Origin of the sequence: Bradyrhizobium sp. BTAi1 (assembly GCF_000015165.1) — a bacterium.
Lineage (GTDB): Bacteria > Pseudomonadota > Alphaproteobacteria > Rhizobiales > Xanthobacteraceae > Bradyrhizobium > Bradyrhizobium denitrificans.
Window position 1 is genome coordinate 6,384,467 of record NC_009485.1, and the last position, 25,605, is coordinate 6,410,071.

The window sequence follows — 25,605 nt, forward strand, 5'->3', positions numbered from 1 at the left end:
GCGCTGAGACCGAGCAGGCGGTCACGGCGAGGCACGCACCTCTGATTTTACGGCAAGGCCGGACTCAGGCGCATGCGCCGCGGCGCCGGCCCATGCGAAGCGACCGGGATTCCTCGCGCCGCTATTCGCCGTCGCGCAATCGTCGATACACCGCGCCGAGAATGTTCGAATAGTCGTCGGTCCAGACGCGCTCACCATCGGTCGGCTCGGTTTCGGTCCATTTGTCAGATGAGGCGAGCTTGCCGACATCGGCCTCCTCGCGCGCGCTGACCACGACGTCCGTCGAGAAGATGTACTCGTCGTCGCGGCCGGAGTCCTCGTTGTAGACCCAGCTTTTCATGTCGTTGGCGTCGGCGATGCCGACCACGACACTCTCGAGCTCCAGATGGCGGTTGGAGACGTGCATCACCACGGCCCCCTGCGGCGCCAGCTTGGCCTTGTAGATGGCCATCGCCTCTTCTGTGGCAAGGTGGATCGGGATCGCGTCCGACGAATAGGCATCGACGATGATGAGGTCGTAGACGCCATCCGGCTCCTTGGCGAAGGTGAGCCTCGCATCGCCGATAACGGGCTTGAAGTCGGGCGCGCAGCTCTTGATGTAGCTGAAATATTTCGGATCGCTGGCGGTATCGACCATGGTCTGGTCGATCTCGAAGTACTTCCAGTTCTCGCCGGGCTCGGCGGCGCAGGTCAGCGTGCCGCTGCCGACGCCGATCACGGCCACCTTGAGCGGCGCGCCCTTGCGCTCGCGGATCGCGGTGATGGCGCGGCCGATGCCGCCATCCTTGTGATAATAGGTGATCGGCTCGGGGCGACCGGTCACCTTGGAGCCGTCGGCGTTGAGATATTTCTGCGCGCCGTGGATGGTCGTGCCGTGCATCAGCACGTGATAATGCCCGTCCGAGGTCACCACGATCTTGTGCACGCCGAAGAAGCTGCGCACGGTTTCGACGCGGCCGTCATCGGCCGGATAGGCGCGGATCAGGACCAGCGCGAGCGCAGCCGTCGCGAACACCTTCCAGCGGCCGGCATCGAGCAGCAGCGCGATCAGCGCTGCGAGCGCCCCCACCGCACCCGCGACATAGACGCGGTGATCTGCGAGATAGGTCGTGACCTTGCCGGTCAGCCCCGCCGGCATCAGCAGCGCGACGGCGATGATCGCCAGCGCGATCCAGTACCAGCGCGTGATCCGCGGCAGCCGTTCGGCTTTCTCACCGGGCCGGCACAGCGCGGCGAGCGCCAACAGGATCGGATATTCGGCGACCCAGGAGAAACTGTAGGGCGCGATCAATCCGGCGAAAAGGCCGCCGACCATGCCGCCGAACGACAGCGCGACATAGAAGCCGGTGAGGTATTTCGCGGCCGGACGCGTGCGGGCCAGTTCGCCATGGCAGGCCATCGCGATCACGAAGAAGCACAGCTGATGCCCACCGAGCGTGAGCGCCAGGTTCTGCTCGCCGCCGAAGGCAAGCAGCATGACGACGCCGGCGATCGCGAGCGGCTGCAGCGCCAGCATCCATTTGTGCGGCAACAGCGGCCGCGATTGGAACACCAGCACCCAGGTGAGCAGATAGAGCGAGAGCGGCAGCACCCAGAGCAATGGCGCGGCGGCCACATCCGTCGAGATATGCGCGGTGACCGCGATCAGCAGGCCCGAGGGCACCGCGGCCAGGAAGATCCAGCGCGCGCGCAACAGCCAGCTCGGCGCGGGCGCGTCGCCGTCCACACGTGGCAGCAGGGCCATCACCGCGACCGGCGCGCGCAGCAGCAACACGCCGCAGCCGGCGATCAGCGCGATCAGCACGGCATAGCCGCCGGTCCAGATCATGTTCTGCATGCGCAGGCTGAAGATCGGCTCGATCAGCAACGGATAGGACAATAACGCCAGGAAGCTGCCGATATTCGACGACGCATAGAGAAAATAGGGATCGGGACCCGCGGGGTGTCCGGTCCGCACGAACCAGGCCTGCAGCAGGGGATTGTTGGCGGCGAGCGCGAAGAACGGCAGGCCGATCGACACCGTGAACAATCCGAGCAGCCAGAGCGCATAGCCGGAGGTTGGCGGATCGCCCCAATGGCTGGAGATCGACAGCGGCAGGGTCAGCAGCGCAAAGCCGAGCAGCAGCAGATGAAGGGCGATCGGCAGCACCCGGCTGCGCAGCTGCGTGAGAAAATGCGCGTAGGCGTAGCCGGCCAACAGCAGGGCCTGGAAGAACACCATCGCCACCGACCACACCGCCGGCGAGCCACCGAGCCGCGGCAGCACCATCTTGGTGAACAACGGCTGCACCGAGAACAACAGCAGCGCGCTGACGAAGATCGCGGCGGTATAGATGACGAGAACCAGCCGGTTGCGCGCAGCAGACGGTTCGGCGACGGCGGGCGAAGCGATTGAGGTCATGGCAACTCCAGCAGCGGCTCGGCCGGCCTTGGATGGGGGATGCACCGCCACGTGCAGACGACACATAGCGGATCGCAGGGCGGTATGGCGAGGAGCGGCACTTTCCCTTGACGGCGCGCCGATCCGGGGCGACAGCACGATCCGGAGGAAGAGTTCCCCGCAGCCGATCCGTGTTGGTCATTAATCAGGGCTTTTTGAAGCGAACATGAACGAAACCGACGTGATCATCATCGGCGCCGGCCATAATGGCCTGACCTGTGCCGCCTATCTCGCAATGGCGGGCTTGCGCGTGCATGTGGTCGAACGCCGCAAGGTGGTCGGCGGCGCGGCGGTGACGGAGGAGTTTCATCCCGGCTTCCGCAACTCCGTCGCCTCCTACACCGTGAGCCTGCTCAATCCGCGCGTGATCTCCGAACTCAGACTGCACGAGCACGGGTTGCAGATCGTCGAGCGTCGCGCGCAGAACTTCCTGCCTGCGCCCGATGGACGCTTCCTGCTGACCGGAGAAGGCCGCACCCAGGCGTCCGTCGCGCGGCTCAGCCGGCGCGACGCCGACGCGATCGGTCCATTCTCGGCGCGGCTGGAAGCGATCGCCGACGTCCTGCGCAGCCTGGTGCTGCGGGCGCCGCCGAATCTCGTGCCGCAGTTCGGGCTCGCCGCCATCCGCGAGGCCGTCAACGCCCTCGGCACGGCCAACACGTTGCGCGCGCTGTCGCTCGAGCAGCAGCGCGACCTGCTCGATCTGTTCACGCGCTCCGCCGGCGAGATGCTCGACGACATTTTCGAGACAGATCTCGTGAAGGCCTTGTTCGGCTTCGACGCCATCGTTGGCAATTATGCCAGCCCCTACGCGGCCGGTTCAGCCTATGTGATGCTGCATCACGCGTTCGGCGAGGTGAACGGCAAGAAGGGCGTGTGGGGTCACGCCATCGGCGGCATGGGCGCGATCACGCAGGCCATGTCCCGTGCCCTGAAGGAGCTGGGTACGCTGATCGAGGTCAACGCGCCCGTGCGCGAGGTGATCGTCGAGCGGGGCCGGGCCAGCGGCGTCACGCTGGAGGATGGCCGCACGATCCGCGCCCGCTATGTCGCCGCCAACGTCAATCCGAAGCTGCTCTACACCCGGCTGGTCCCGGCGGACGCCCTGCCTGAGCCGTTCCTGGGCCGGATCCGGAACTGGCGCAACGGCTCCGGGACGTTCCGCATGAATGTGGCGCTCAGCCGCCTGCCCTCTTTCAGCGCGCTGCCTGGCGAAGGTGACCATCTGTCGGCCGGCATCATCCTGGCGCCGAGCCTGGGCTATATGGAGCAGGCCTATCTCGATGCGAAAATGGCCGGCTGGAGCCGCGATCCGGTCGTCGAGTTGCTGATCCCGTCGACGCTCGATGCGACGCTTGCCCCGCCCGGTCAGCACGTCGCCAGCCTGTTCTGCCAGCATGTCGCGCCGGAACTGCCGGATGGCCGCTCCTGGGACGACCACCGCGACGAGGTGGCCGATCTCATGATCGCGACCGTCGACCGCTACGCCCCCGGTTTCGCCGCCAGTGTGATCGGACGCCAGGTGCTGTCCCCGCTCGACCTCGAACGACAGTTCGGGCTGCTGGGCGGCGACATCTTCCATGGCGCGCTGACCCTCAACCAGTTGTTCTCGGCCCGGCCGATGCTGGGTCACGCCGACTACCGCTCACCGCTCAAGGGTCTCTATCATTGCGGGGCCGGCAGCCATCCTGGCGGCGGCGTCACCGGCGCCCCTGGCCGCAATGCGGCGCAGGCCATTCTGGCCGACCATCGAGCGCTGTTCGGCTGAGGACAAGTCGTGGAACAGGAGTGGAAAGGTCTGTGGGTCAACGGTGGACCGAGCTGTTGACGGTGCCGGCACAAGCGCTGGGCAAGCCGGTGAACAACCCGGTCCACACCCCGTGGATCAATGGTGGAAATCGCTCCCACCAAATGAAAAACCGGGCCCAGGGCCCGGTTCTCGAGAACGCCGTCAAGGAGCAGATCACCGCAGAGCAGATCACTTCAGAGAGCTGTTGATCGACTCGAACTTGCTGCTCAGCGACGTGCCCAGGCCGTTCACGGCCGCAATGATCGCCAGGGAAATGCCGGCTGCAATCAAGCCATACTCGATGGCCGTGGCACCGGATTCGTCGCGCAGGAACTTCAAAAGGAAATTTGTCATCTGTACCTCGTTTCCAGCCCGGGAACCGAGGATCGCGTGGTTCCCATGACGGGAACATTACGGTGCAGAAGCTAAGGCTGGTCTAACACGCCTGGTTCAAGTTCCGGGCGGTTTTGAAGCAATTGCTGCGAGACTTTTATGGGAAGCGCTTCAGCACCCGCGCGCAATCGACAGTTGCAGGATTTTTGGCCTCCGTTGGATCGTCTCGCTTGCGTTGACAGGGAAATCGCTTAACCACGCCGTCGAATGTTCCCAGGATCCGTGATGACCTCGACAGCCACGCCGGCAACCCATAAGGCCAGTTTCACCGTTGCAGACGAAGCCACCGCCCGCCAGGCTGTGGATGTCCTGACGGAAGTGTTCTTCGAGGGCGATGCGGCGGTTGCTGCTTTCGAGCGGCCCGACCTGCTGTGGGATGTGACCGTTCATTTTGCCGATCCGCCTGATCAGGATCTGATCCGTGAGCTGATCGGCGGGGCCGCCGGTCCCCAGGTGGTCCAGACCCTCAATTTCGCTGTCGTCGAGGCCAAGGACTGGGTCAAAGCGAGCCTGGACGACCTCGTGCCCGTGCCCGCTGGACGCTTCGTGGTCCACGGCAGCCACGACCGGAGCCGCGTCCCGGCCAACAAATTGGGGATCGAGATCGAGGCGGCGCTCGCGTTCGGCACCGGTCATCACGGCACCACGCGTGGCTGCCTGCTGCTGCTGGACCATATCTTGAAATCCCGCGTGCCGCGGCGGGTGCTCGATCTGGGCACGGGAACCGGCGTGCTGGCGATTGCCGCCGCCAAGGCGCAACATCGCTCCGTTCTCGCCAGCGACATCGATCCGCCTTCGGTGGCGGTGGCGCGGGAGAATGCCTGGCTCAACGGCGTCGGGCCGCTGGTTCGCGTGATCAGGGCGACCGGCTTTGCCGCGGAAGACTTCGCCAAGGCCGGCCCCTTCGACCTCGTGCTGGCCAATATCCTGGCCAATCCGCTGCGGCAGCTGGCAAGTCCGATGCAACGCCATTTGGCGCGTTCGGCCGATGTGATTCTGTCTGGATTGCTGACCACCCAGGCCCGCAGCGTCATCGCAGCCTATCGCGCCCGCGGCTTGGTTCCGGTCCGGCATCTGCGCATCGAGGGCTGGAGCAGCCTGCTGTTGCGCAAGTCGGACTGATCTAGGTCGGACTGATCTAGGTCAGACTGAGCGAAGTCCGACTGAACGAACTCAGATTGAACGGAGTCAGACTGAACCGGGCCAGACTGACCGATGCCTAGAGGGATCGGTGAGGTCCATCAACGGATCAGCCCCGGCGTCATTTCTGCGGCTTCGCGCGTGAATCGCCGGCTTCGGGCTGGCCGCCCGATGGACGGCGGATACGGGGTTCGACAAGACGATTGACCAAGCCAGCAAGTCTGCTGCGCGGTTTCTCGGCGACCGCAGGCGCCGGACCATGCGAGGCCGGAGCTGACAGTTTTTCGAAGGTAAATGCAGGCATTGTGCGTCCCCTCGTCGTTGAGTTGAGGCACTCCCCGGATTGTGCGACCGTGGGTGATCTTGACGATCGTGGCCGCCATCCAAACGTTTCCTCGTCGCATCTCTTTCGGATGACCGACATGCGACAGCAAATCTTTTTGCACAGGCGAATGCAAGGAGATTCTTCGTGCACTGCACTGTTGCGCGGAGGATAGTCTGCGGCTGACAAGACCCTCTCCTAAAGTATGAGAACGATGTTCGAAGCTCACTTCCAGACATTCGAAGATCCCGAAGCCGGCGTCGCCTTGACGGCCCGCCTCGCGGCGCTGCGCGAGGAACTTGCCCGGCGCAAGCTCACCGGCTTCATCGTGCCGCGCGCCGACCAGCAGCAGAACGAATATGTGCCGCCCTCCGAGGAGCGGCTGGCTTGGCTCACCGGCTTCACCGGCTCGGCGGGCCTCGCAATCGTGCTGCCGCAGGCGGCCGGCTTGTTCGTCGATGGCCGCTACACGCTGCAGGCCGGCAAGCAGGTCGACGGCAAGGCCTGGACGGTGGAATCACTCATCGAGCCGCCGCCGGAGAGCTGGCTGACCCGTCATCTGCAGAGCGGTGACCGCGTGGGCTTCGATCCCTGGCTGCATACGACCGCGGCGGCCGAGCGCTTCGCCGCGGCCTGCGCCAAGGTCGGGGCCGAGCTGGTCGCCGTCGAAGGCAATCCGATCGACAGCGTCTGGACCGAGCGCCCGCTGCCGCCGCTCGGTCCCGTGTCCATCCACGTCACGGAATTAGCGGGCGAAAGCGAGGCGGACAAGCTTGGTCGGATCCGCGAGGAGATCGGCCGTCTCGGCGTCGAGGCGCTGGTGCTGTCCGACTCCCACAACGTCGCCTGGACCTTCAACATTCGCGGCAGCGACGTCTCGCACACGCCATTGCCGCTGTCCTATGCGGTGGTGCCGAAGAGCGGGCGGCCGACCATCTTCATCGATCACCGCAAGCTCTCGAATGTCACGCGCGATCACCTCGAGCGGAACGCCGACGTGGCCGAGCCGGATGCGCTGACGGCCAGCCTGGGCCGCTTGGCCCAGTCGGGCGCGGCCATCGCGCTCGATAGCGCCACCGCGGCCGACGCCCTGACACGCTTGATCCTGGACGCCGGCGGCAAGCCGGTGCGCGGCGCCGATCCCGTCAGCCTGCTCAAGGCGGCCAAGAACCAGGTCGAGATCGAAGGCACACGCCGCGCCCATCGACGCGACGCGGTCGCCCTGGCGCGCTTCCTCGCCTTCATCGACCGCGAAGCCCCGAAGGGCACGCTGACCGAGATCGATGCGGTGGAGGCCCTGGAGAGCTTCCGCCGCGACACCGCTGCGCTCAAGGACGTGTCGTTCCCGACCATTTCGGGCACCGGCCCCAATGGTGCGATCGTCCATTACCGTGTGACCCGGAAGAGCAACCGGCGCATTGTGCCGGGCGATCTGCTGCTGATCGATTCCGGCGCGCAATATCAAGACGGCACCACCGATGTCACGCGGACGATCGCCGTGGGCACGCCGACCGGGGAGATGCGCGACCGCTTCACCCGCGTGCTGCGCGGGCATCTCGCCATCGCGCGCGCGATCTTTCCCGACGGCACCACAGGCGCCCAGCTCGACACGCTGGCGCGGCAGTTCCTGTGGCAGGCCGGCATCGATTTCGAGCACGGCACCGGCCACGGCGTCGGCAGCTATCTCTCGGTGCATGAGGGGCCGGCGCGGATCTCCAAGCTCGGCACCACGCCGCTGAAGCGTGGCATGATCCTGTCGAACGAACCCGGCTACTACAAGACCGACGCGTTCGGCATCCGCATCGAGAATCTCGAGCTCGTGGTGGAAAAGGAGATCGCAGGCGCCGAGAAGACGATGAACGGCTTCGAGGCGCTCACGCTGGCGCCGATCGACCGCCGCCTGATCGACGTGGCCATGCTGAGCGCCGAGGAGCGCGCATGGCTCGATGCCTATCATGCAAGGGTCAGGGAGACCGTCCGTCCGGCGCTCGACGAAGCCGACCAGCACTGGCTCGATCAAGCGACCGCCCCACTCTAAGAGGCGTTTACGGATCATGCCAGGACGGCGCAGCAGGACGCTGCACATCCGGCAGACGGCGTGCCGTCGCCCGGGGCAGCGCCTGCCCCATCGGGCGGCGGCGCTGCGGAACGGCCGCCGCTGCGGACATGGCCGCATGCGGAAACAGGCATTTCCGCGGCACGGAAGCTCGCTACATTCGGACGCGTTCGACATGACCTGAGCGACGCGTTCGATGCATGGAATGATCAGCAGACCGCCCCGGACCGCGACCATCCAGGCGGCTCCCTCGCGCACGGTGCTGATCCTGCTGGTCGTGATGACTGGGCTGGCGCCGATCTCGCTTTATCTGCTGGTCCCGGCACTGCCGCTGCTGGCCACCACGTTCGGGCGCGATGCCTCCGTGGTCCAGATGACGGTGTCGTTCTACATGATCGGCATCGCGATCTCGCAATTGCTGCTCGGTCCGCTGTCGGACCGGTTCGGCCGGCGGCCGGTGATGCTGGCGGGGCTGGCATTGTCGATCGTTGCGAGCTTCGGCTGCATCTTCGCTGCCACCCTGCCCCAACTGATCGCGGCCCGCTTTTTCCAGGCGCTCGGCGGCGCCAGCGGCATGGTGATCAGCCGCGCCATCATCCGCGATCTCTATCCGCGTGAGCGGATCGGGGCGATGATCAGCCTCGTCGTTGCGGTCATGATGATCGCGCAGATGCTATCGCCGCTCACCGGCGGCCTGATCGAGATCGCGTTCGGCTGGCATGCGATCTTCTACGTCGTCGCCGCCGTCTCGGTTGCCGTCGCCATCGCCGTGACGATGGCACTGCCGGAAACACGTCCGACCCGCGTCGAAGGGGCGAGCTTCCGGCGCGATGTCACGGCCCTCGTCAAGAGCCGCGCCTTCCTCGGCTACATGCTGTGCCAGGTGCTGGCGTCGCAGATCATCTTCGCCTTCGCCGGCGGCGGTCCCTATATCGTCGAGGTGCAGATGGGCCGCTCCTCGGCGGAATATGGCGCGTGGTTTGCGACCACGGGCTTTGCGTATTTCGTCGGCAACCTGTTCTGCGTGCGCTACGCGCCGCGCCATTCGCTCGACCGGCTGATCTGGTTCGGACTGGGGCTGCAGCTCACCGGCGCCGCGCTGAACTTCACGTGGAGCCTGTTCGGATTCAATCAGGTGCCGTCGGTGCTGTTCGGGACGCAGATGCTGCTGATGTTCGCCAATGCCGCGGTCATGGCGAACTCGGCCGCCGGCGCCATCAGCGTGCGCCCTGGCGCCGCCGGCACCGCCTCGGGCGCGATGGGCTTCCTGCAGATGGGCGTGGGCGCGCTGACGTCGCAGCTCGGCGCCTATCTCGGCGGTCATTACGCCACCACGCTGCCGCTGACATCGGCGATCCTGGCGCTCTCCCTGGCCTGCGCCTGCAGCATGATCTTCCTGGTGCCGCGCACGGCGGTCACGGTGACGAAGGAGCTGATCGAACGAGCCGAGGAGGATGAAGCCGGGGTGATGTGACCCCGATGTGCGGGACTGCACAACCGGGCGTCACGCTCGGTGTCATACCCGCGAAGGCGGGTATCCAGGACGCCGAGGCGTGTCGTCTCGATGAGGACTGCCTCTGGAATACTGGATCATCCGCTGTCGCCGATGATGACAATGGCGGGTGTGGCAACCGGTGTCTGCAGCACCGCATCGCGGCGTTGCTACTCCGCGATCAGCTGCAGCCACTCGTCCTCGGTGAGCACCTGGACGCCGTGCTTCTGGGCCTCCTTCAGCTTGGAGCCAGCGCCGGGACCGGCGACGACGTAGTCGGTCTTCTTCGAGACCGAGCCCGACACTTTGGCGCCGAGTCGCTCGGCGGTGGCCTTGGCCTCGTCGCGCGTCATCTTTTCCAGCGTGCCCGTGAACACCACCGTCTTGGTCGCGATCGGCGAATGGCGCTTCGGCTTCTCCGCATCGAGGATCTTCACCTCCTGCGTCAGCCGCTCGACGATGCCGCGATTATGATCCTCGGCGAAGTAAGCCGCGACGCTCTTGATCACGGTGTCGCCGATCTGATCGAGCGCGTCCATCTCGGCGATCGCCTCCTCATCGCCCGCGGCCACCTTCAGGCAGGCCTCGTGAAAGGCATCCCATGAACCATAGCCGCGCGCCAGCGCCAGCGCCGTGGTCTCGCCAACATGGCGCATGCCGAGCGCATAGATGAACCGCTCCAGCGCGATCTCGCGCCGTGCGTCAATGGCGTTGAAGAGGTTGCGCACCGAGGTCTCGCCATAACCCTCGATCTCCTCCAGCTTCAGTCCGGCGTTGCGCTTCTGCAGGGTGAAGATGTCGGCGGGCTCCTTGACCCAGCCCTGCTCGAAGAAGAACGCGATCTGCTTCTCGCCGAGGCCATCGATGTCGAAGGCGCGGCGCGAGGCGAACAGCTTCAGGTGCTCGATCTTCTGGTACGGACAGGCGAACTCGCCGGTGCAGCGTGCACGCGAGCCCTCCTCACCGGTGGCCGTCTCCTCGCGGACGACGTCGGTGTGCAGGGGACAAGGGCACGTCTTGGGGAGGTGAAATGGCCTGGCCTGGGCGGGACGCTTGTCGATGACGACGTCCACCACCTGCGGGATGACGTCGCCGGCGCGCTGGATCACGACGGTGTCGCCAATCCGGATGTCGCGTCCCTCGCGCAGCACCTCACCCTTGTTGCCGATGCCTTTGATGTAGTCCTCGTTGTGCAAGGTGACGTTCTGCACGATGACGCCGCCGACCCCCACCGGCTCCAGCTTGCCGACCGGCGTCAGCGAGCCGGTGCGGCCGACCTGGATCTCGATGTCCTTGAGCACCGTCATGGCGCGCTCGGCGGGAAATTTATGCGCGATGGCCCAGCGCGGCGTGCGCGACACGAATCCGAGCCGCTCCTGCCAGTCGATACGGTCGACCTTGTAGACGACGCCGTCGATGTCGTAGTCGAGCTCGGCGCGCTGCTCCTCGATCGAGCGGTGAAACGCGATCAGTTCCTCGACCGAGTGGCACAGCCTGGTGAGCGGATTGGTGGTGAAGCCGCACTGCTCGAACCATTTGATCATGCCGGTCTGCGTCTCTGCCGGCGGTGTGCCGCTGATCTCGCCCCAGGCATAGGCGAAGAAGCCGAGCGGCCGCGAGGCCGTGATGGCCGGGTCCTTCTGGCGCAGCGAGCCGGCGGCGGAGTTGCGCGGATTGGCGAAGATGGTGTCGCCGGCCTCCTTCTGGCGCTCATTGAGCGCGAGGAAGGCCTGCTTGGTCATGTAGACCTCGCCGCGGACCTCGCAGACATCAGGCCAGTTGCGACCATGCAGTTTCTGCGGAACATCCTTCAGGGTGCGGATGTTGGCGGTGACGTCCTCCCCCTCCGCGCCATCGCCACGAGTCGCCGCGGTGACGAGTTCACCGCCCTCATAGCGCAGCGACATCGACAGGCCGTCGATCTTCGGCTCGGCCGAGAAATCGATGCGATCATCGGCAAGCTTCAGGAACCGCGCGATCCGGCCGACGAAGTCGCGCACATCCTCCTCGGCGAAGGCGTTGTCGAGCGACAGCATCGGCACCGCATGCCGGACCTTCTTGAAGCGGCCCGAGGGCGAGGCGCCAACCTTCTGCGACGGAGATTCGCTGCTCACGAGCTCCGGGAAGCGTGTCTCGATGGCGTTGAAGCGACGGCGCAGCTCGTCATATTCGGCGTCCGAGATCTTGGGCGCGTCGTCCTGGTAGTAGAGCCGATCATGGACCTCGAGCTCCAAGGCGAGCCGTTTCCATTCCACCTTGGCCTGCGCCTTGGTGAGTTCCGCAACGTCCACGGGCTTCTTCGGTTTTGCTGTCTTCGGCATGCTGCGCACTATGCTGGGTCATTGCGGGCGGGGCCAAGCCTGGCCGTGAGGCGCGCCCGGGCATGACGGTGTACACAATGCGCGCTGTGGTGCCAAAGCCGTTCGGCCCGGCTGCTCCAGCCCAGGACGCTCCAGCCCAGGACGCTCCAGTCTCAGGACGCCCCAATCAAAGGACGCCCCGTCTCGGGACGTTCCAACCTAGGCCGCCGCCGCCTCCAGCAGCCGGTCCGCGGCGGCGCGGGCCTCCGCGGTGACCTCAGCGCCCGCCAGCATGCGGGCGATCTCCTCGCGGCGGTGCAGGGTGGCGAGCGTGTTGACGCGGGTGACGACGCGCTTGCCGCGATCCAGCGCATCCTTGGAGATCAGGAGATGCTGATCGGCCCGCGCGGCCACCTGCGGGGCATGGGTGACGGCCATGACCTGGACCCCATGGGCAAGCCGCGCCAGCCGGGCGCCGATGGCATCCGCCACCGCGCCGCCCACGCCGGTATCGATCTCGTCGAACACCAGCGTCGGGGCCGAGCCGCGGTCCGACAGCACCACCTTGAGCGCCAGCAGGAACCGCGACAACTCACCACCGGAGGCGACCTTCATCATCGGGCCCGGCCGCGTGCCGGGGTTGGTCTGCACCCAGAACTCGACCCGGTCGATGCCCTCCGGCCCCGGCGCGTCGGCGTCGCTGTCGACCTGAGTCATGAACTTGGCCCGCTCCAGCTTGAGCGGCGCGAGCTCGGCATGGACGGCGCGGTTCAGCTTCTCCGCCGCCTTGCTGCGGGCCGCCGACAGCTTGGCTGCCGCCGCAGCATAACGCCCATCCGCCGCGGCGGCCGCGGCTTCCAGCTTCTTCAGCTGCTCGGCGCCGGCATCGATCAGGACGACATCGGCGGCATATTTGGCCGCCAGCGCCGCCAGCCCGTCGACCGGCGTCGAATATTTGCGCGCGGCCGCCCGCAGCGCAAACAGCCGCTCCTCGATGCGCTCGAGCTCCAGCGGATCGAAATCGGTCGCCGCGAGCGCGGCGGTCAGATGCTGGTCGGCTTCCTCCAGCGCGTTGATCGCGGCATCCATCGCCTTCACCGCCGGGTCGACCAGCGCGGGCGAACTGACCGCGCGCCGTTCCAGCCGCCGCACGGCGGCGGCGAGCGCTGCAATCGGCGACTGGTTGCCGCTCACGGCATCCTGCGCATCACGCAGATCGCCCGCGATCTTTTCGCCCTGCATCATCGCGGTGCGGCGGGCGGCGAGCTGCGTCTCCTCCCCCTCCTTCGGCGCCAGCTTCTTCAGCTCGTCGGCGGCATGCCGCAGATAGTCGGCCTCACGGGCCGCCCGTTCCATGCCCGCGCGATGCTGGTCCAGTGCCGTGACGGCGGTCCGGCGCGCGACCCACAGCGCCTCGACCGCGGCGACGTCCTTCTCCAGGCCCGCAAAGGCATCCAAGAGCCGGCGGTGGGTGGCGGCATCGACCAGCGCACGCTCATCATGCTGGCCGTGGATCTCGACCAGCGTGGCGCCGATCGCCTTGAGCGTCTGCACGCTCACCGACTGATCGTTGATGAAGGCACGGGTGCGGCCGTCGCCATATTGGACGCGGCGCAGGATCATCTCACCATTGGCATCCAGGCCGTTGGCGGCGAGGATCCTTGCGGCCGGATGCTCCTTGCCGATCTCGAACACGGCCGTCACCTGGCCCTGCTCGGCGCCGTGGCGAACCAGACTGGCATCGCCGCGACCGCCAAGGGCCAACGCAAAAGCATCAAGCAGGATCGACTTGCCGGCGCCGGTCTCGCCGGTCAGCACCGCAAGCCCATTGGAAAACTCGAGATCGAGTCGTTCGATCAGGACGATGTCACGGATCGACAGTCGCGCCAGCATGGAGGCTCAAGTCCTTCGTAACGGGGCGGGAAGCCCCTGAGCGAACGACTCGACGCTAGCAGTAAAACGAGAACAAAACAAGAAAATAGAACAAACCAGGACCGCGACGCGCGGTCCGGGCCGTCTCAGCCGAGACCCAGTTTCTTGAAGGCCCGGGAGATGTAGGAGCCCTTGTTCTCCTCGGGTTCCACGCCGCCGGACTTCACGAGGTTATAGGCGTCCTTGTACCACTTACTGTCAGGGAAGTTGTGGCCAAGCACGGCTGCGGCGGTCTGGGCCTCGCCGACGATCCCGATGGTCATGTAGGCCTCGGTCAGCCGGTACAGCGCCTCTTCGACGTGGCGGGTCGTCTGATACTGCGTCACGACGGCCTTGAAGCGGTTGATGGCCGCCGTGTAGTCGCGCTTCTGCATGTAGTAGCGGCCGACGTCCATCTCCTTGCCGGCGAGCTGGTCGCGGGCGCCCTCCATCTTCGCCTTGGCGTTGGTGGCGTATTCGGAGTTCGGATATTTGCGCACCACCTCTTCGAGTGCGGCGATCGCCTTCTCGGTCCGGCCCTGGTCGCGGCTGATATCCGGGATCTGGTCGTAATGCGACGCGGCGATCAGGTATTGCGCATAGGCGGCGTCCGGGCTGCCCGGATGCAGCGTGACATAACGGGTGGCCGCGCCGATACAGCCGTCATAGTCGCCTGCCTGATAGGACGCGTAGGCGGACATCAGCAGCGATTTACGCGCCCAGTCGGAATAAGGATGTTGCCGGTCGACCTCTTCGAACTTCTTGGTCGCGCCTTTGACATCCTTCTTCTCGTTCATGAGGTACAAGCCCTCATTGTAGAGCTTGTCCGCGGGCTCATCGACGAACGTATCGTCCTTGGCCAGGAACTTGTCCCACAGCCCGCCGGTGCCGCACCCGGCCAGCGGCAGCGCGAGCAGGACCAGCGAGGCCGCCAGACGCAGGCTGTGGCCGGCGGACATTGCGGGATGACGGACTTCGCGCGTGAGACGCTGTATCGACATGCTTCTTTGGAACCTGATGCCTGTGATCTGATCTACGCCGCGTACCATGAACACCGTCTCATGACCGCGAAGGAAGGATGATCCCTGCCTGGGGCGCATCACGCCGCCCCGGCCTCTCTAATCGAAAAACCTTCGTCAACCAACCGCATAGGCAGGCAATTCGCCCGGATTAAGGCGACACCTGGACGGCGGCATTCGAACATGGTTAGCGCGGAAAAAGCCTTTGGAAAACAGTTGGATGACGAACCGAATGCGACGAGCCGACGCATCCCGGACACAGCCGGTCACAAAATAGTTGGAGTGACGCGATCTGCGGGTGGGCGCAGCAGCTTCGCTGCACCGAATCCCGTCGTCGAGAACGTGCGGTCAGACCTCAGGACACATCCGGACCGAAGGCGGGGGCGATCATGCCGCCAACCATGCCGCCGACCGCTTCTGCGGCAACGCGCGGACGACGCACCGTCTCGCCTTCGACCACCCGCCACGCGGTGCGATCGGCCATCAGCGCGGTCAGAACCGCGTGGTTAAGCTTATGCCCGCCGCGAACCGAGCGATAGGTTCCGAGCATCGGCAGACCGGCCAGCGCCAGATCACCGATCGCGTCGAGCACCTTGTGACGGACGCATTCGTCGGCGTAGCGGAGGCCTTCCGGATTGAGCAGGCGCTCTTCGTCGAACACCAGCGAATTCTCGAACGAGGAACCGAGGGCGTAACCAGCGCTCCAGAGCCGGGCAACGTCGCTCATGAAGCCGAACGTCCGGGCCCGCGCGATCTCGCGACGGAAGCGCTCCGGGCTGAGCTCGAAATGATAGGCTTGCCGGCCGATCACGGCGTTGGCGAAGTCGACCTCGACCTCGACCTGGAAACCGCTGCTGTTCGGACGCAACTCGCCGACCGAGCGGCCGATTGCGACCTGAACCGGCTTGAGCACCTGGATGTAGCGGCGCGCAGCCGATTGGGTGAGGATGCCGGCCTGGTCGATCGCCGCCACGAACGGCGCTGCGCTGCCGTCCATGATCGGAACTTCGGGGCCGTCGATCTCGATCAAGGCGTTGTCGATGCCCATGCCGCACAGTGCGGCCAGAACATGCTCGGCGGTCGAGACGAGCGGACCGTTGCGGTCACCGAGAACGGTGGCAAGCTCGGTGGCGGTGACGGAATTGAAGGCGGCCTTGACCTCGCGGTCGCATCCGTCGAGGCCGGTACGGACGAACACGATCCCGGTGTCGATCGGCGCGGGGCCAAGGGTCAGGCTGACGGGAGTGCCGGAATGTACGCCGATACCAGTGACGGTGGCTTGCGAACGAAGCGTGGTTTGCCGGCTGAATTTCATCGACTATCGCCCAAGACCCCACCTGAATGTCCCGCCGGCCGCCCCTCGCGAAACCGACTCACTTTCAGGTATCCCCAAGTCACGGCAGACCTTATCGAGGGCCCCAAAGAGCGCCAACTCACGCTTCTTTACGGATTGTTACCCCATCTCTGCCGTATTCGCGCCAAGCCTTAACCAAACTGGAACGCCGCCTTAACCCTCCGTTCCCCCATCCAAACACCCAAAAGATAATTAATCATTTAAAATCAGTTAGTTGAACAGCTGCAAATGGCATCCGAGAGCGCAGCAAAAAGCCCGGCTCTCACGAGCCGGGCCTGTTTGGCACCGTCGGCGCTGTAACAATTCTCACGTCGCCTGCCGGCGCAGGAAGGCCGGGATGTCCAAATGATCGTCGCCCTGTGGCGCCGGCGCCACAGGCGCAGGACGGCCATGGGGGTCCAATCCCTGCGGAGCGGGACGGCGCGCATATTCCGAGACCGGCGATTCGTGACTCGCGATCTGTTGGGCAACGTTCCGCTGCGGCTTTCGTTCCGGCAGCGGTGGCATCTGCGGCATCGCCGGACCTGCGGTGCGGGACGCGATCGGCGGCTCGTTCTCCTCGTCACGACGACCGAGGCCGACATTGGCGAGACGCTGCAGCAGCGACATCCGGGTCTTCTGCGGATGCTCCTCACCCTCGTCGCCCCTGGCCTGCCGGATCTCGGCCTGGGCCGGCATCGGCAGATCCTCGAACTTCGGCATCCGGGGCGCGCGGGTCGGGACGCGCTCGGCAGCCTGCGGGATGAAGGTCTCCGGCGGGGCAGCCGGTTCGACCGGAGCGGCACGCTGCGTCTCCGGTTCCGGGAACAAGGACGGCTTCTGGGCGATCGGCCGCACCGTCACGTCGCCATAGGACGCCGGCTGCACCGGAGCAGCAGCGGGCGCAGGCTCGCTGGCCATGGCAGCGGCAACCGCCGCCAGCGTATCGCGTTCGACATTCGGCACCGGACGCGGCGCCGGAGCGACCGGCGCGGGCCCGGCGACGGCCGGGGTCTGCGAGGCCTGCTGTTCCAGCTTGGCGGCGCGCTCGGCGAGACGCTGATTGTCGGCACGCAGGCGCGCGGTCAGGTCGGCAAGACGGCTTTCCGGAAGACCCGCATGAGCGGTCGGGGCGGCGGCAATCGGAGCGACAGCCGCCGCCGGCTGTGCAGTCGTGACGTTCCGGTTGAACTGCGCCTGCTCGATGCCGGTGGCAACCACGGAGACGCGGATCAGGCCGTCGAGCGATTCGTCGAAAGTGGCGCCGACGATGATGTTGGCGTCCTGGTCGACCTCCTCGCGGATGCGGGTTGCGGCTTCGTCGACCTCGAACAGCGTCAGGTCCTTGCCGCCGGTGATCGAGATCAGCAGGCCACGAGCGCCCTTCATCGAGGAATCGTCGATCAGCGGGTTGGCGATCGCGGCTTCCGCGGCGGTCAGCGCGCGCTTCTCGCCCGACGCCTCGCCGGTGCCCATCATGGCCTTGCCCATCTCGCGCATGACGGCGCGGACGTCGGCGAAGTCCAGGTTGATCAGGCCTTCCTTGACCATCAGGTCGGTGATGCAGGCCACGCCCGAATAGAGCACCTGGTCGGCCATCGCAAAGGCGTCGGCGAAGGTGGTCTTCTCGTTGGCCACCCGGAACAGGTTCTGGTTCGGAATGATCAGCAGCGTGTCGACGACCTTGTGCAGCTCGGCGATGCCGGACTCGGCCGTGCGCATACGGCGCTGGCCCTCGAAATGGAACGGCTTGGTGACGACGCCCACCGTGAGGATATTCATCTCGCGCGCGGTCTTGGCGATGACGGGGGCCGCACCCGTGCCGGTGCCGCCGCCCATGCCGGCGGTGACGAACACCATGTTCGCCCCCGAAAGATGATCGCGGATCTCGTCGATCACCTCCTGCGCGGCGGCGGCGCCGACATCCGGCTGCGAACCGGCACCGAGCCCCTGAGTCACCTGCGTGCCCATCTGGATGATGCGTTGCGCCTTCGACATCGTCAGCGCCTGCGCGTCGGTATTGGCGACGACGAAGTCCACGCCCTGCAACCCGGCCGTGATCATGTTGTTCACGGCATTGCCGCCCGCGCCACCAACGCCGAACACGGTGATCCGGGGCTTCAGCTCGTGGATATCAGGAGGGGTAATAGTGAGTGCCATGGTTGCCTCTCGATCACGCGCGCGTGGGTTCGCCCCGGCCGCCGGCCGCGGGTGGTGTTGGTGAAAATCGCATGGAGCTGAAAATGGTCATCAGAAGCCCTCGCGTAGCCATCGTCCGACCTTTCCGAAGTAGCCGTCGGTTCCTGTCCCGACCTGCCGCGTATGCCGCGGTTCGACATGTTCGAGATGCGCGTATTGCGGATAGACGAGCAGCCCGGTGGGCACCGCGAAGGCGGCGTTCTTGGCTTCGTTGGGAAGGCGGCCGAAGCCGAGCGGACGGCCGACCCGCACCGGGCGGTCGAGAATCCGGGTCGCAAGCTCGACCAGACCCGTCAGCTGGGAGGCGCCTCCGCTGAGGACGACGCGCGCTTTGGGTTCTGCCGCAAAGGGCGAATCCTTCAGCCGGTCGCGGACCATTTCAAAAATCTCCTCGGCGCGGTGCCTGACAATGTTCGCGATGGTGGCGCGGGACACGATTTGCGGAACATCCCGCTCATTGTCCCCGGCCGTCGGAACAGACATCAACTCACGCGCGTCGGACCCGCCGGTCAGCACCGTGCCATATAACGTCTTGATTCGCTCGGCATCTGCAATGCACGCTGACAGGCCTCGCGCAAGATCCATGGTCACGTGATGCCCGCCGAGCGCAAATCCGGACGCATGCACGAACCGCCCGCCCGAATAGGTCGCGATCGTCGTGGTGCCCGCCCCCATCTCCACCACCGCCGCGCCGAGATCGGCTTCGTCGTCGGTGAGGACCGAGAGCCCGGCAACATACGGGCTCGCCGCCATGGCCTCGACATTGAGATGGCAGCGCTCGACCACGAGCATCAGATTCTTGGCCACGGTCGCATCGGCGGTGACGACGTTCATGTCGACGCCGAACTGCCGCGCCAGCATGCCGCGGGGATCGCGAATGCCTTTCACTCCGTCGAGCGTGTAGCCGACGGGAAGCGCATGCAGCACCGCCCGTCCCTCGCCGGTGGCGTGGTGCATGCCGGTGGAGGTCACCCGGCTGACATCGGCCTGGGTGACAGCGCCGCCGCGAATGTCCGACGTCGCCTCGATCAGATGCCCCATGACGCGTCCGCCGGCGACCGGCAGCAGCACGGACTCGACCCGCACCTTGGCCATCCGCTCGGCCAGCGCGACGGCCTGTCGCACCGCCTGCTCGCAGGCGACCGGATCGACCACGGCCCCGGCCTTGACGCCGCGTGACTGGATCTGGCTGTAGCCGATCAGCTCGACCGCATGGGTGCGGCCGCGCAACGCGTCGCTCGGCGGCGCCGGCCTGAGCCGCGCGATCATGCATGCGATCTTGCTGGTGCCGACGTCGAGCGAGGCGACCAGCGCGGTGCGCTTCTGCGCCATGGGGCGCGTTTTCGGCGTCTGGCGATCAAAGCCGGTCATGCGTCACCGGCTTTCTTCTTGGACTTGGCTTTGTCCTTGAACAGATCCTCGCGCGCTTTGGCGGCGTCGTCGGACAATTGCACAGTCAGACGATCCGGCAGGCGCATGTCGATCGCGACGATGTCGCGCGAGAACAGCTTGTCCTCCTGATCGAGCCGGCTCAGTGACGCCAGCGCGTTGCCCACGTCGTTCTCGGGCAGGCGGATGTCGAGCCCGTCCTTCGTGCGCAGGTTCCAGCGCCGCTCGCCGACGAAAATCGCCGCCTTGGTGACGGCGCGCACCTGCGGGTAGCGGGCGAGCAGCGCCAGGAAATCGCGCGCGCGGCTTTCGGCGCCCTTGCCGACGACGAGCGGGAGGGTCAGGAAACGGCGCGACACATAGGGTTCGAGCACGGCGCCGTCATCGGCGATCACCGAGAGCCGACCGTCCTGCTGCCACAGCGCGAACGCCTTGCGCTCGACGATGTCGATCTGCAGCTGGTTGGGGAAGAACTTCTGCACCGTCGCGTCGGCGATCCACGGATTGGCCTTGAGCTTGTCGCGAACTGCGGCGGCGTCGAGGAACAGCAGCGAGGAGCGGCCGGTGACCCCGCCGATGGCGAGCACCTCGTCCTGCGTCAGCTGCTTGCGCCCATTGATCGCGACCGCGGTGATGCGGAAGCCCGCGGCGTTGGCCAGCGCATTGCGGGTATCGGACAGGGCCGCGCTGACGTCCTGGGCGTGGCCGCCCTTGACGATGCCGAGCCAGACGCTGCCGAACAACAGCCCGACCGTCGCCACGGTGCCGAGACGATGCGGCAGATAACGTTCGACCAGTTCGACGATGCGCGGCGGCGCCTCGCGATCAATCACCGGCACGAGCGCGGCCGGCGCCGTCTTGGCGCCGCCCTCCCCAGATGCCCGGCCATGTTTGCCGACTCCGGGGAAGCGGAAGCGCGGAAGGCGGGCAGAAATATACTCGCGCAGCAGGATCGCCGCGCCAAGGGCAGCGGCTTTCAGGTTCGCTTGAGGCCTCTGCGATCGAGCGAGGCGTCCTGCACCATCCATTGCACGAGCTCATCAAACTGTTGCGTCCGCAAATACGTCGCGGACCCGCGCCGCTCGACCTCGACCCGCCCGGACGCTGGTGACCACGGCGATGCGTTTCGTCACGACAGCTCAAGGCAGCCGAGCACCACTGAGGCGCCAGCGTTAACCATCGGACGTCCTGGTAAACAAAAAGTAAAATCGGTCCGGTCAGGCGATTTTTTTCTTCGATCTTTGAGGACCTTGTCTCGAATTCTTAAGCATTTTACCGGCTACAGGAACCGCTGCAGGGCGGCCAAGCCGGGTTCCTTCGGGGGTCCTGCCGGGGACGCGCTACCGGGCCGCACGGCGCTTCGCCAGGTCGATCTGCTGCTGCAGGAAGTCGCGGAACGAGATGTTCTGCGCGGCCAGCGCCTTCGGGTACAGCGAGGCCGCGGTCAGCCCCGGCAGCGTATTGGTCTCCAGATAGACCGGGCCATTGGCCGAGACGATGAAATCGCTGCGCGAATAGCCGCCGCATGACAGCGCGCGATGTGCCTTGATGGCTTCGGTCTGCAGCGCGGCCGTGATCTCCGGCGTGAAGCGGCCGGGGCAGATTTCCTTGGTGGCGGTCGCGAGATATTTGGCGAAATAGTTGAAGGCGCCATCGGCCGGCAGGATCTCGATCGGCGGCAATGCGATCAACGATCCATCCGGCTGCTCGAGCACGCCGCAGGTCGCCTCCGTGCCGGTGACGAAAGGCTCGATCAGATACTCCTCCGTCGCTGCGGCAGCCCGGACCGCGACGAGATCCTGCTTCGCGTTGACAAAGATCAGGCCGAAGCTGGAGCCGTCCTTGACGGGTTTGGCGATCAACCGGCCATGCTGCGCCAGTGCGGCCTCGGCATCGGCGAGCGAGACGCCTTCTGCCACCGTGACGCCGCCGAGCACGGCAAAGCGCTTGGCGGCGACCTTGTCGAAGGCGAGATGCGAGGCAGCCGAGCTCGAGCCCGTAAACGGCACGCCGCGCATCTCACACATCACTTGAAGCTCGCCATTCTCCGCCCGGCCGCCATGCAAAGCGAGCACAAGCACGCGATCCTCCGCCTTGGCACGGTCGAGCGCATCAGCGAGAGTCCCGATCCGCGGGCCGTCGGCCGTGAACGGCTCCTCGAACGGCCTGGCATGCGCGACCAGCGCCTTGCCGCTCACCCGATGCACCGCGTCGTCGGCCTCCCAGAACCAGAGGTCGGAATCGGGCAGCGTCGCATGCAAAGCCTGCGCACTGGCGACCGAGACAAGCCGTTCCTTGTTGGAGCCGCCGAACAAAATCGTAGTGCGCATCAATGTCTTCTCGGGCTGGTCTGCAACTGCGCCGGCAGTTGCGCTGGAAGGGTTTGAGGAGGCGGGCGAACCTACCTCGCCTTGAGTCCGATCCGCTTGATCTCCCACTGCAGCGCGATGCCCGATGTCGCTTCGACCCGTTCACGCACGGTCTCGCCGAGCGTCTCGATGTCATCGGCGGTGGCGTTGCCGGTGTTGATCAGGAAGTTGCAATGCATCTCGGAAACCTGCGCGCCGCCGACCTTGAGCCCGCGGCAGCCCGCGGCATCGACGAGCCTCCAGGCGGAATGTCCCGGCGGGTTCTTGAAGGTGGAGCCACCGGTCTTCTCGCGGATCGGCTGCGCCGTCTCGCGATGCGCCTGCACCTCGGCCATGCGCCCCCGGATCGCTTCGGCATCCGAAGGCTTGCCGCGGAAGCGCGCCGCCGTGAAGATCAGCGACGGATCGGCGCCGCTCGCGCGATAGGTGAAGTTCATGTCGGCATTGGTGAAGTGGTGCGTCACGCCCTGGCGGTCGATCGCGGTCGCCTCCACCAGGATGTCCTTGGTCTCGCCGCCATTGGCGCCCGCATTCATGCGCAGCGCGCCGCCGATGGTGCCGGGAATGCCGAACAGGAATTCGAGACCGGTGAGATTGGCTGATGCCGCGACCTCGGCCACCCGCTTGTCCAGCGCCGCGGTGCCGGCCGCCACGATGTCGCCGTCGACCTTGACCTCGCCGAACGCCCGCGGCGCCAGCCGGATTACGACGCCCGGCACCCCGCCGTCGCGCACGATCAAATTGGAGCCGACCCCGATCACATAGACCGGCAGCTCGGCCGGAAGATGCTTCAGAAAGTAAGCGAGGTCGTCAGCATCCGCCGGCGTGAACAGCACCTGCGCCGGTCCGCCGACGCGAAACCAGGTGAGCGGCGCCAGACCTTCATTGGCCAGCAGCCGCCCGCGCAATTCGGGCATCGCAGCTTTGAGGTCGGGCGTGATATCGGCGAAGCTCACCACCCCTACCCCAGCGCCTTGAGCTCGTTGGGCAAGGCATAGGCCCATTGGGTGATGTTGCCGGCGCCGAGGCAGACGACGAGGTCGCCGGATTTGGCGAGGCGCTTGACGATGCCGGCGAGATCGGCGGCCTGCGGCAGCGGTAGCACGTCGCGATGACCATGGGCGCGCAGGCCGAGCACGAAATGATCACGGTCGATGCCTTCGATCGGCGCCTCGCCGGCCGGGTAGACGTCGGCGACGATGACGGCGTCCGCATCGTTGAAGCAGGTGCAGAACTCTTCGAACAGCGACTGCAGGCGGGTGTAGCGATGCGGCTGCACCACGGCGATGACCTTGCCGCTGGTGGATTCACGCGCCGCTTTCAGCACGGCCGCGATCTCCACCGGGTGATGACCATAATCGTCGATGATGGTGACGCCGTTCCACTCGCCGGTGCGGGTGAAGCGGCGCTTGACGCCGCCGAAGCCGGCGATCGCCTTGCGGATCGCCTCGTCCGAAATGCCGAGCTCATGCGCGACCGCGATCGCCGCGGTTGCGTTCGAGGCATTGTGCCGGCCCGGCATCGGCAGCGTGATGTCCGAGATCTCGTGCGTCGCGCCGCTCTTGCGATCGCGGAACACGACCTTGAAGCGCGAGCTGCCATTGGCGGGCGAGAGATCGACCAGCCGCACGTCGGCCTGCGGGTTGACGCCGTAGGTGATGATGCGACGGTCCTCGATCTTGCCGACCAGCGCCTGCACCACCGGATGATCGATGCACATCACGGCAAAGCCGTAGAACGGTACGTTCTCGACGAAGGCGCGGAACGCATCCTGCACGGCGTCGAAGGTCTTGAAATGATCGAGATGCTCGGGATCGACATTGGTGACGATGGCGACATCCGCCGGCAGCTTCAGGAAGGTGCCGTCGCTCTCATCGGCCTCGACGACCATCCAGTCGCCGGCGCCGAGCCGCGCATTGGTGCCATAGGCATTGATGATGCCGCCATTGATCACGGTCGGATCGATTCCGCCGGCATCGAGCAGCGCCGCCACCATCGACGTTGTCGTGGTCTTGCCGTGGGTGCCGGCGATCGCGACGCAGCTCTTCAGCCGCATCAGCTCGGCCAGCATCTCGGCCCGCCGGACGACGGGAATGCGCTGCGCGCGCGCCGTCATCAGCTCCGGATTGTCACGCTTGATCGCGGTCGACACGACGACGACATCGGCGCCCGCGACGTTCTCGGCCTTGTGCCCGACGCTGACCGTGATGCCCTTCTCGCGCAGGCGCGCGACGTTGGCGTTGTCGGAAGCGTCGGAGCCCTGCACCGTGTAGCCGAGATTGCACAGCACCTCGGCGATGCCACTCATGCCAATACCGCCGATCCCGACGAAGTGGATGGGTCCGATCTCGCGCGGCAGTCTCATGGGCGTCTCGTCTCAAGGGTTCCGGGCGCACCTCGGGAAGGGCGCAGCCGCGAATCATCAGCCCTTCTTGCAAGACATGACCCACCGGGACAAGTCCGCTCGGGCCCTCAATATTGCGATTTCGCAAGCCGTTCGCCCGATTTTGGCCGGTTTTGAGCCGCCCGACGGCAGTGATTTGAGCCGCCCGGCAGCTTTCAGGATTCGTTAAGCGCGATCGCAGACGAGCCGCCCCGAGCCGGATACCTGCAATTTTTGCGCGTCCTCCGCGGCAATGCGCGTGGCATGGCTGGTGCGGCGCACGGGCGGTCCGGGCGCACCGTCAATATTCAATGGAGAATCCTGCCGATGTGCTCGCTGTGTGAACCCCGATCTCCCGCCCTATCCCGCCGGCGACTGCTCGGCGGCGGCGCCGTCCTGGCCGCGGCGGCGGTCGGCGCGCTGCCGGCCTTTGCGAAGGACGCCAAGGGAGCAAGCAACAGCGTCGTGCCCCCTCCGAATGCGATCTCTCCGGACGACGCGATGAAGCGCATCGTCGACGGCAACGCCCGCTACGTCGCCGGCAATCTCGACAACAAGGATTTCTCGGCCGGCCGTGCGGCGCGCGCCGCGGCCCAGTATCCGATCGCGGCGATCGTGAGCTGCGCCGATGCCCGGGTGGCGCCGGAGCTGGTGTTCGACCAGGCGCCGGGCGAGCTGTTCGTGGTCCGGGTCGCCGGCAATTTCGTCAATGACGACGGTCTCGCCAGCCTGGAATATGGCGTCAAGTTCCTGGGTACGCCGCTCGTGCTGGTGCTCGGCCACAGCGGCTGCGGCGCCATCGATGCCACCATCAAGGTCCTCAAGGACGGCACCAGGCTGCCGGGCCACCTTCCGACCCTGATCGATGCGCTGAAGCCCGGCGTGGAGGCTGCGATCGCGAAGAAGCCGCAGGACCTGCTGGCCGAGGCCACGGCGGAGAACGTGCGCAGCAATGTCCGGCGCCTGTCGACCGCCAAGCCGATCGTCGGCCGCATGGTCGCCGAGGGCAAGGTGAAGATCGTCGGCGGCATCTATGACATCGGCTCCGGCCGGGTCACGATGATCTGACG

The 25,605-nt window shown here is 66.1% G+C and carries 19 protein-coding genes; 6 read left to right on the forward strand and 13 right to left on the reverse strand.

The window, feature by feature from the left end; translation table 11 throughout:
- Positions 1-121: 121 nt before the first annotated feature.
- On the reverse strand, positions 122-2,401 hold the full coding sequence (locus tag BBTA_RS28805; protein WP_012046030.1) for a spermidine synthase: 2,280 nt from the start codon (positions 2,399-2,401) through the stop codon (positions 122-124).
- A gap of 205 nt (positions 2,402-2,606) precedes the next feature.
- On the opposite strand from BBTA_RS28805, the gene BBTA_RS28810 reads away from it, so the two are divergent.
- The gene (locus BBTA_RS28810) at positions 2,607-4,208 is read left to right on the forward strand and encodes an NAD(P)/FAD-dependent oxidoreductase (protein WP_012046031.1); all 1,602 of its coding nucleotides are present in this window, start codon (positions 2,607-2,609) and stop codon (positions 4,206-4,208) included.
- A gap of 56 nt (positions 4,209-4,264) precedes the next feature.
- Positions 4,265-4,438, forward strand: coding sequence for a hypothetical protein (locus BBTA_RS40935; RefSeq protein WP_168167924.1), 174 nt, complete (start codon positions 4,265-4,267; stop codon positions 4,436-4,438).
- On the opposite strand, the gene BBTA_RS28815 is transcribed toward BBTA_RS40935, so the two are convergent.
- Positions 4,419-4,583, reverse strand: a complete 165-nt coding sequence (locus tag BBTA_RS28815; RefSeq protein WP_041750952.1) for a Flp family type IVb pilin — start codon at positions 4,581-4,583, stop codon at positions 4,419-4,421. The two genes, BBTA_RS40935 and BBTA_RS28815, sit on opposite strands and share 20 nt — an antisense overlap.
- Positions 4,584-4,847: 264 nt before the next feature.
- Between BBTA_RS28815 and BBTA_RS28820 the strand changes: the two genes are divergently transcribed.
- Positions 4,848-5,744, forward strand: coding sequence for a 50S ribosomal protein L11 methyltransferase (locus BBTA_RS28820; protein WP_012046032.1), 897 nt, complete (start codon positions 4,848-4,850; stop codon positions 5,742-5,744).
- On the opposite strand, the gene BBTA_RS41900 is transcribed toward BBTA_RS28820, so the two are convergent.
- Positions 5,663-5,851: a pentapeptide repeat-containing protein gene (locus BBTA_RS41900; RefSeq protein ID WP_148221646.1), complete on the reverse strand. Its 189-nt coding sequence runs from the start codon at positions 5,849-5,851 to the stop codon at positions 5,663-5,665. The two genes, BBTA_RS28820 and BBTA_RS41900, sit on opposite strands and share 82 nt — an antisense overlap.
- Positions 5,852-6,298: 447 nt before the next feature.
- Here BBTA_RS41900 and BBTA_RS28825 point away from each other — a divergent pair, with 447 nt between their 5' ends.
- Positions 6,299-8,122 carry an aminopeptidase P family protein gene (locus BBTA_RS28825; RefSeq protein WP_012046033.1) on the forward strand — a complete coding sequence of 608 codons (1,824 nt, stop codon included), beginning with the start codon at positions 6,299-6,301 and terminating at the stop codon, positions 8,120-8,122.
- 214 nt (positions 8,123-8,336) lie between these two features.
- Positions 8,337-9,614: a multidrug effflux MFS transporter gene (locus BBTA_RS28830; RefSeq protein ID WP_041750953.1), complete on the forward strand. Its 1,278-nt coding sequence runs from the start codon at positions 8,337-8,339 to the stop codon at positions 9,612-9,614.
- Between the two features lie 188 nt (positions 9,615-9,802).
- Here BBTA_RS28830 and ligA read toward each other — a convergent pair whose 3' ends face one another.
- The 10 genes from ligA to murC form a co-directional block, all read right to left on the reverse strand.
- Positions 9,803-11,953: an NAD-dependent DNA ligase LigA gene (ligA, locus tag BBTA_RS28835; RefSeq protein ID WP_012046035.1), complete on the reverse strand. Its 2,151-nt coding sequence runs from the start codon at positions 11,951-11,953 to the stop codon at positions 9,803-9,805.
- Between the two features lie 198 nt (positions 11,954-12,151).
- Positions 12,152-13,825 carry a DNA repair protein RecN gene (gene recN / locus BBTA_RS28840; protein WP_012046036.1) on the reverse strand — a complete coding sequence of 558 codons (1,674 nt, stop codon included), beginning with the start codon at positions 13,823-13,825 and terminating at the stop codon, positions 12,152-12,154.
- Positions 13,826-13,950: 125 nt separating this feature from the next.
- Complete coding sequence (locus tag BBTA_RS28845; protein ID WP_012046037.1) at positions 13,951-14,844, reverse strand: outer membrane protein assembly factor BamD; 894 nt, start codon at positions 14,842-14,844, stop codon at positions 13,951-13,953.
- 373 nt (positions 14,845-15,217) lie between these two features.
- Entirely contained in the window at positions 15,218-16,177 is a 960-nt protein-coding gene (gene lpxC, locus BBTA_RS28850; protein WP_012046038.1) for a UDP-3-O-acyl-N-acetylglucosamine deacetylase, read from the reverse strand.
- A 345-nt stretch (positions 16,178-16,522) separates the two neighbouring features.
- Positions 16,523-18,355: a cell division protein FtsZ gene (gene ftsZ, locus BBTA_RS28855; protein ID WP_012046039.1), complete on the reverse strand. Its 1,833-nt coding sequence runs from the start codon at positions 18,353-18,355 to the stop codon at positions 16,523-16,525.
- A gap of 90 nt (positions 18,356-18,445) precedes the next feature.
- The gene (gene ftsA, locus BBTA_RS28860) at positions 18,446-19,765 is read right to left on the reverse strand and encodes a cell division protein FtsA (protein ID WP_012046040.1); all 1,320 of its coding nucleotides are present in this window, start codon (positions 19,763-19,765) and stop codon (positions 18,446-18,448) included.
- Positions 19,762-20,811 carry a cell division protein FtsQ/DivIB gene (locus BBTA_RS28865; RefSeq protein WP_012046041.1) on the reverse strand — a complete coding sequence of 350 codons (1,050 nt, stop codon included), beginning with the start codon at positions 20,809-20,811 and terminating at the stop codon, positions 19,762-19,764. The genes ftsA and BBTA_RS28865 overlap by 4 nt, the downstream gene beginning before the upstream one ends.
- Before the next feature lie 312 nt (positions 20,812-21,123).
- Positions 21,124-22,113 carry a D-alanine--D-alanine ligase gene (locus BBTA_RS28870; protein ID WP_012046042.1) on the reverse strand — a complete coding sequence of 330 codons (990 nt, stop codon included), beginning with the start codon at positions 22,111-22,113 and terminating at the stop codon, positions 21,124-21,126.
- Between the two features lie 71 nt (positions 22,114-22,184).
- Positions 22,185-23,108: a UDP-N-acetylmuramate dehydrogenase gene (murB, locus tag BBTA_RS28875; RefSeq protein ID WP_012046043.1), complete on the reverse strand. Its 924-nt coding sequence runs from the start codon at positions 23,106-23,108 to the stop codon at positions 22,185-22,187.
- 5 nt (positions 23,109-23,113) lie between these two features.
- Positions 23,114-24,517, reverse strand: a complete 1,404-nt coding sequence (gene murC, locus BBTA_RS28880; RefSeq protein ID WP_012046044.1) for a UDP-N-acetylmuramate--L-alanine ligase — start codon at positions 24,515-24,517, stop codon at positions 23,114-23,116.
- Between the two features lie 345 nt (positions 24,518-24,862).
- On the opposite strand from murC, the gene BBTA_RS28890 reads away from it, so the two are divergent.
- A complete protein-coding gene (locus tag BBTA_RS28890; protein ID WP_012046045.1) occupies positions 24,863-25,603 on the forward strand; it encodes a carbonic anhydrase in 741 nt (246 codons plus the stop codon).
- The last annotated feature ends 2 nt before the right edge of the window (positions 25,604-25,605 follow it).

Bases quoted from the DNA above. Each gene is read 5' to 3' on its own strand.
- BBTA_RS28805 (WP_012046030.1), bottom strand. From the start codon at position 2,401: ATGACCTCAATCGCTTCGCCCGCCGTCGCCGAACCGTCTGCTGCGCGC.
- BBTA_RS28810 (WP_012046031.1), top strand. From the start codon at position 2,607: ATGAACGAAACCGACGTGATCATCATCGGCGCCGGCCATAATGGCCTG.
- BBTA_RS28815 (WP_041750952.1), bottom strand. From the start codon at position 4,583: ATGACAAATTTCCTTTTGAAGTTCCTGCGCGACGAATCCGGTGCCACG.
- BBTA_RS28820 (WP_012046032.1), top strand. From the start codon at position 4,848: ATGACCTCGACAGCCACGCCGGCAACCCATAAGGCCAGTTTCACCGTT.
- BBTA_RS28825 (WP_012046033.1), top strand. From the start codon at position 6,299: ATGTTCGAAGCTCACTTCCAGACATTCGAAGATCCCGAAGCCGGCGTC.
- BBTA_RS28830 (WP_041750953.1), top strand. From the start codon at position 8,337: ATGCATGGAATGATCAGCAGACCGCCCCGGACCGCGACCATCCAGGCG.
- ligA (WP_012046035.1), bottom strand. From the start codon at position 11,953: ATGCCGAAGACAGCAAAACCGAAGAAGCCCGTGGACGTTGCGGAACTC.
- recN (WP_012046036.1), bottom strand. From the start codon at position 13,825: ATGCTGGCGCGACTGTCGATCCGTGACATCGTCCTGATCGAACGACTC.
- BBTA_RS28845 (WP_012046037.1), bottom strand. From the start codon at position 14,844: ATGTCGATACAGCGTCTCACGCGCGAAGTCCGTCATCCCGCAATGTCC.
- lpxC (WP_012046038.1), bottom strand. From the start codon at position 16,177: ATGAAATTCAGCCGGCAAACCACGCTTCGTTCGCAAGCCACCGTCACT.
- ftsZ (WP_012046039.1), bottom strand. From the start codon at position 18,355: ATGGCACTCACTATTACCCCTCCTGATATCCACGAGCTGAAGCCCCGG.
- ftsA (WP_012046040.1), bottom strand. From the start codon at position 19,765: ATGACCGGCTTTGATCGCCAGACGCCGAAAACGCGCCCCATGGCGCAG.
- BBTA_RS28865 (WP_012046041.1), bottom strand. From the start codon at position 20,811: ATGGATGGTGCAGGACGCCTCGCTCGATCGCAGAGGCCTCAAGCGAAC.
- BBTA_RS28870 (WP_012046042.1), bottom strand. From the start codon at position 22,113: ATGCGCACTACGATTTTGTTCGGCGGCTCCAACAAGGAACGGCTTGTC.
- murC (WP_012046044.1), bottom strand. From the start codon at position 24,517: ATGAGACTGCCGCGCGAGATCGGACCCATCCACTTCGTCGGGATCGGC.
- BBTA_RS28890 (WP_012046045.1), top strand. From the start codon at position 24,863: ATGTGCTCGCTGTGTGAACCCCGATCTCCCGCCCTATCCCGCCGGCGA.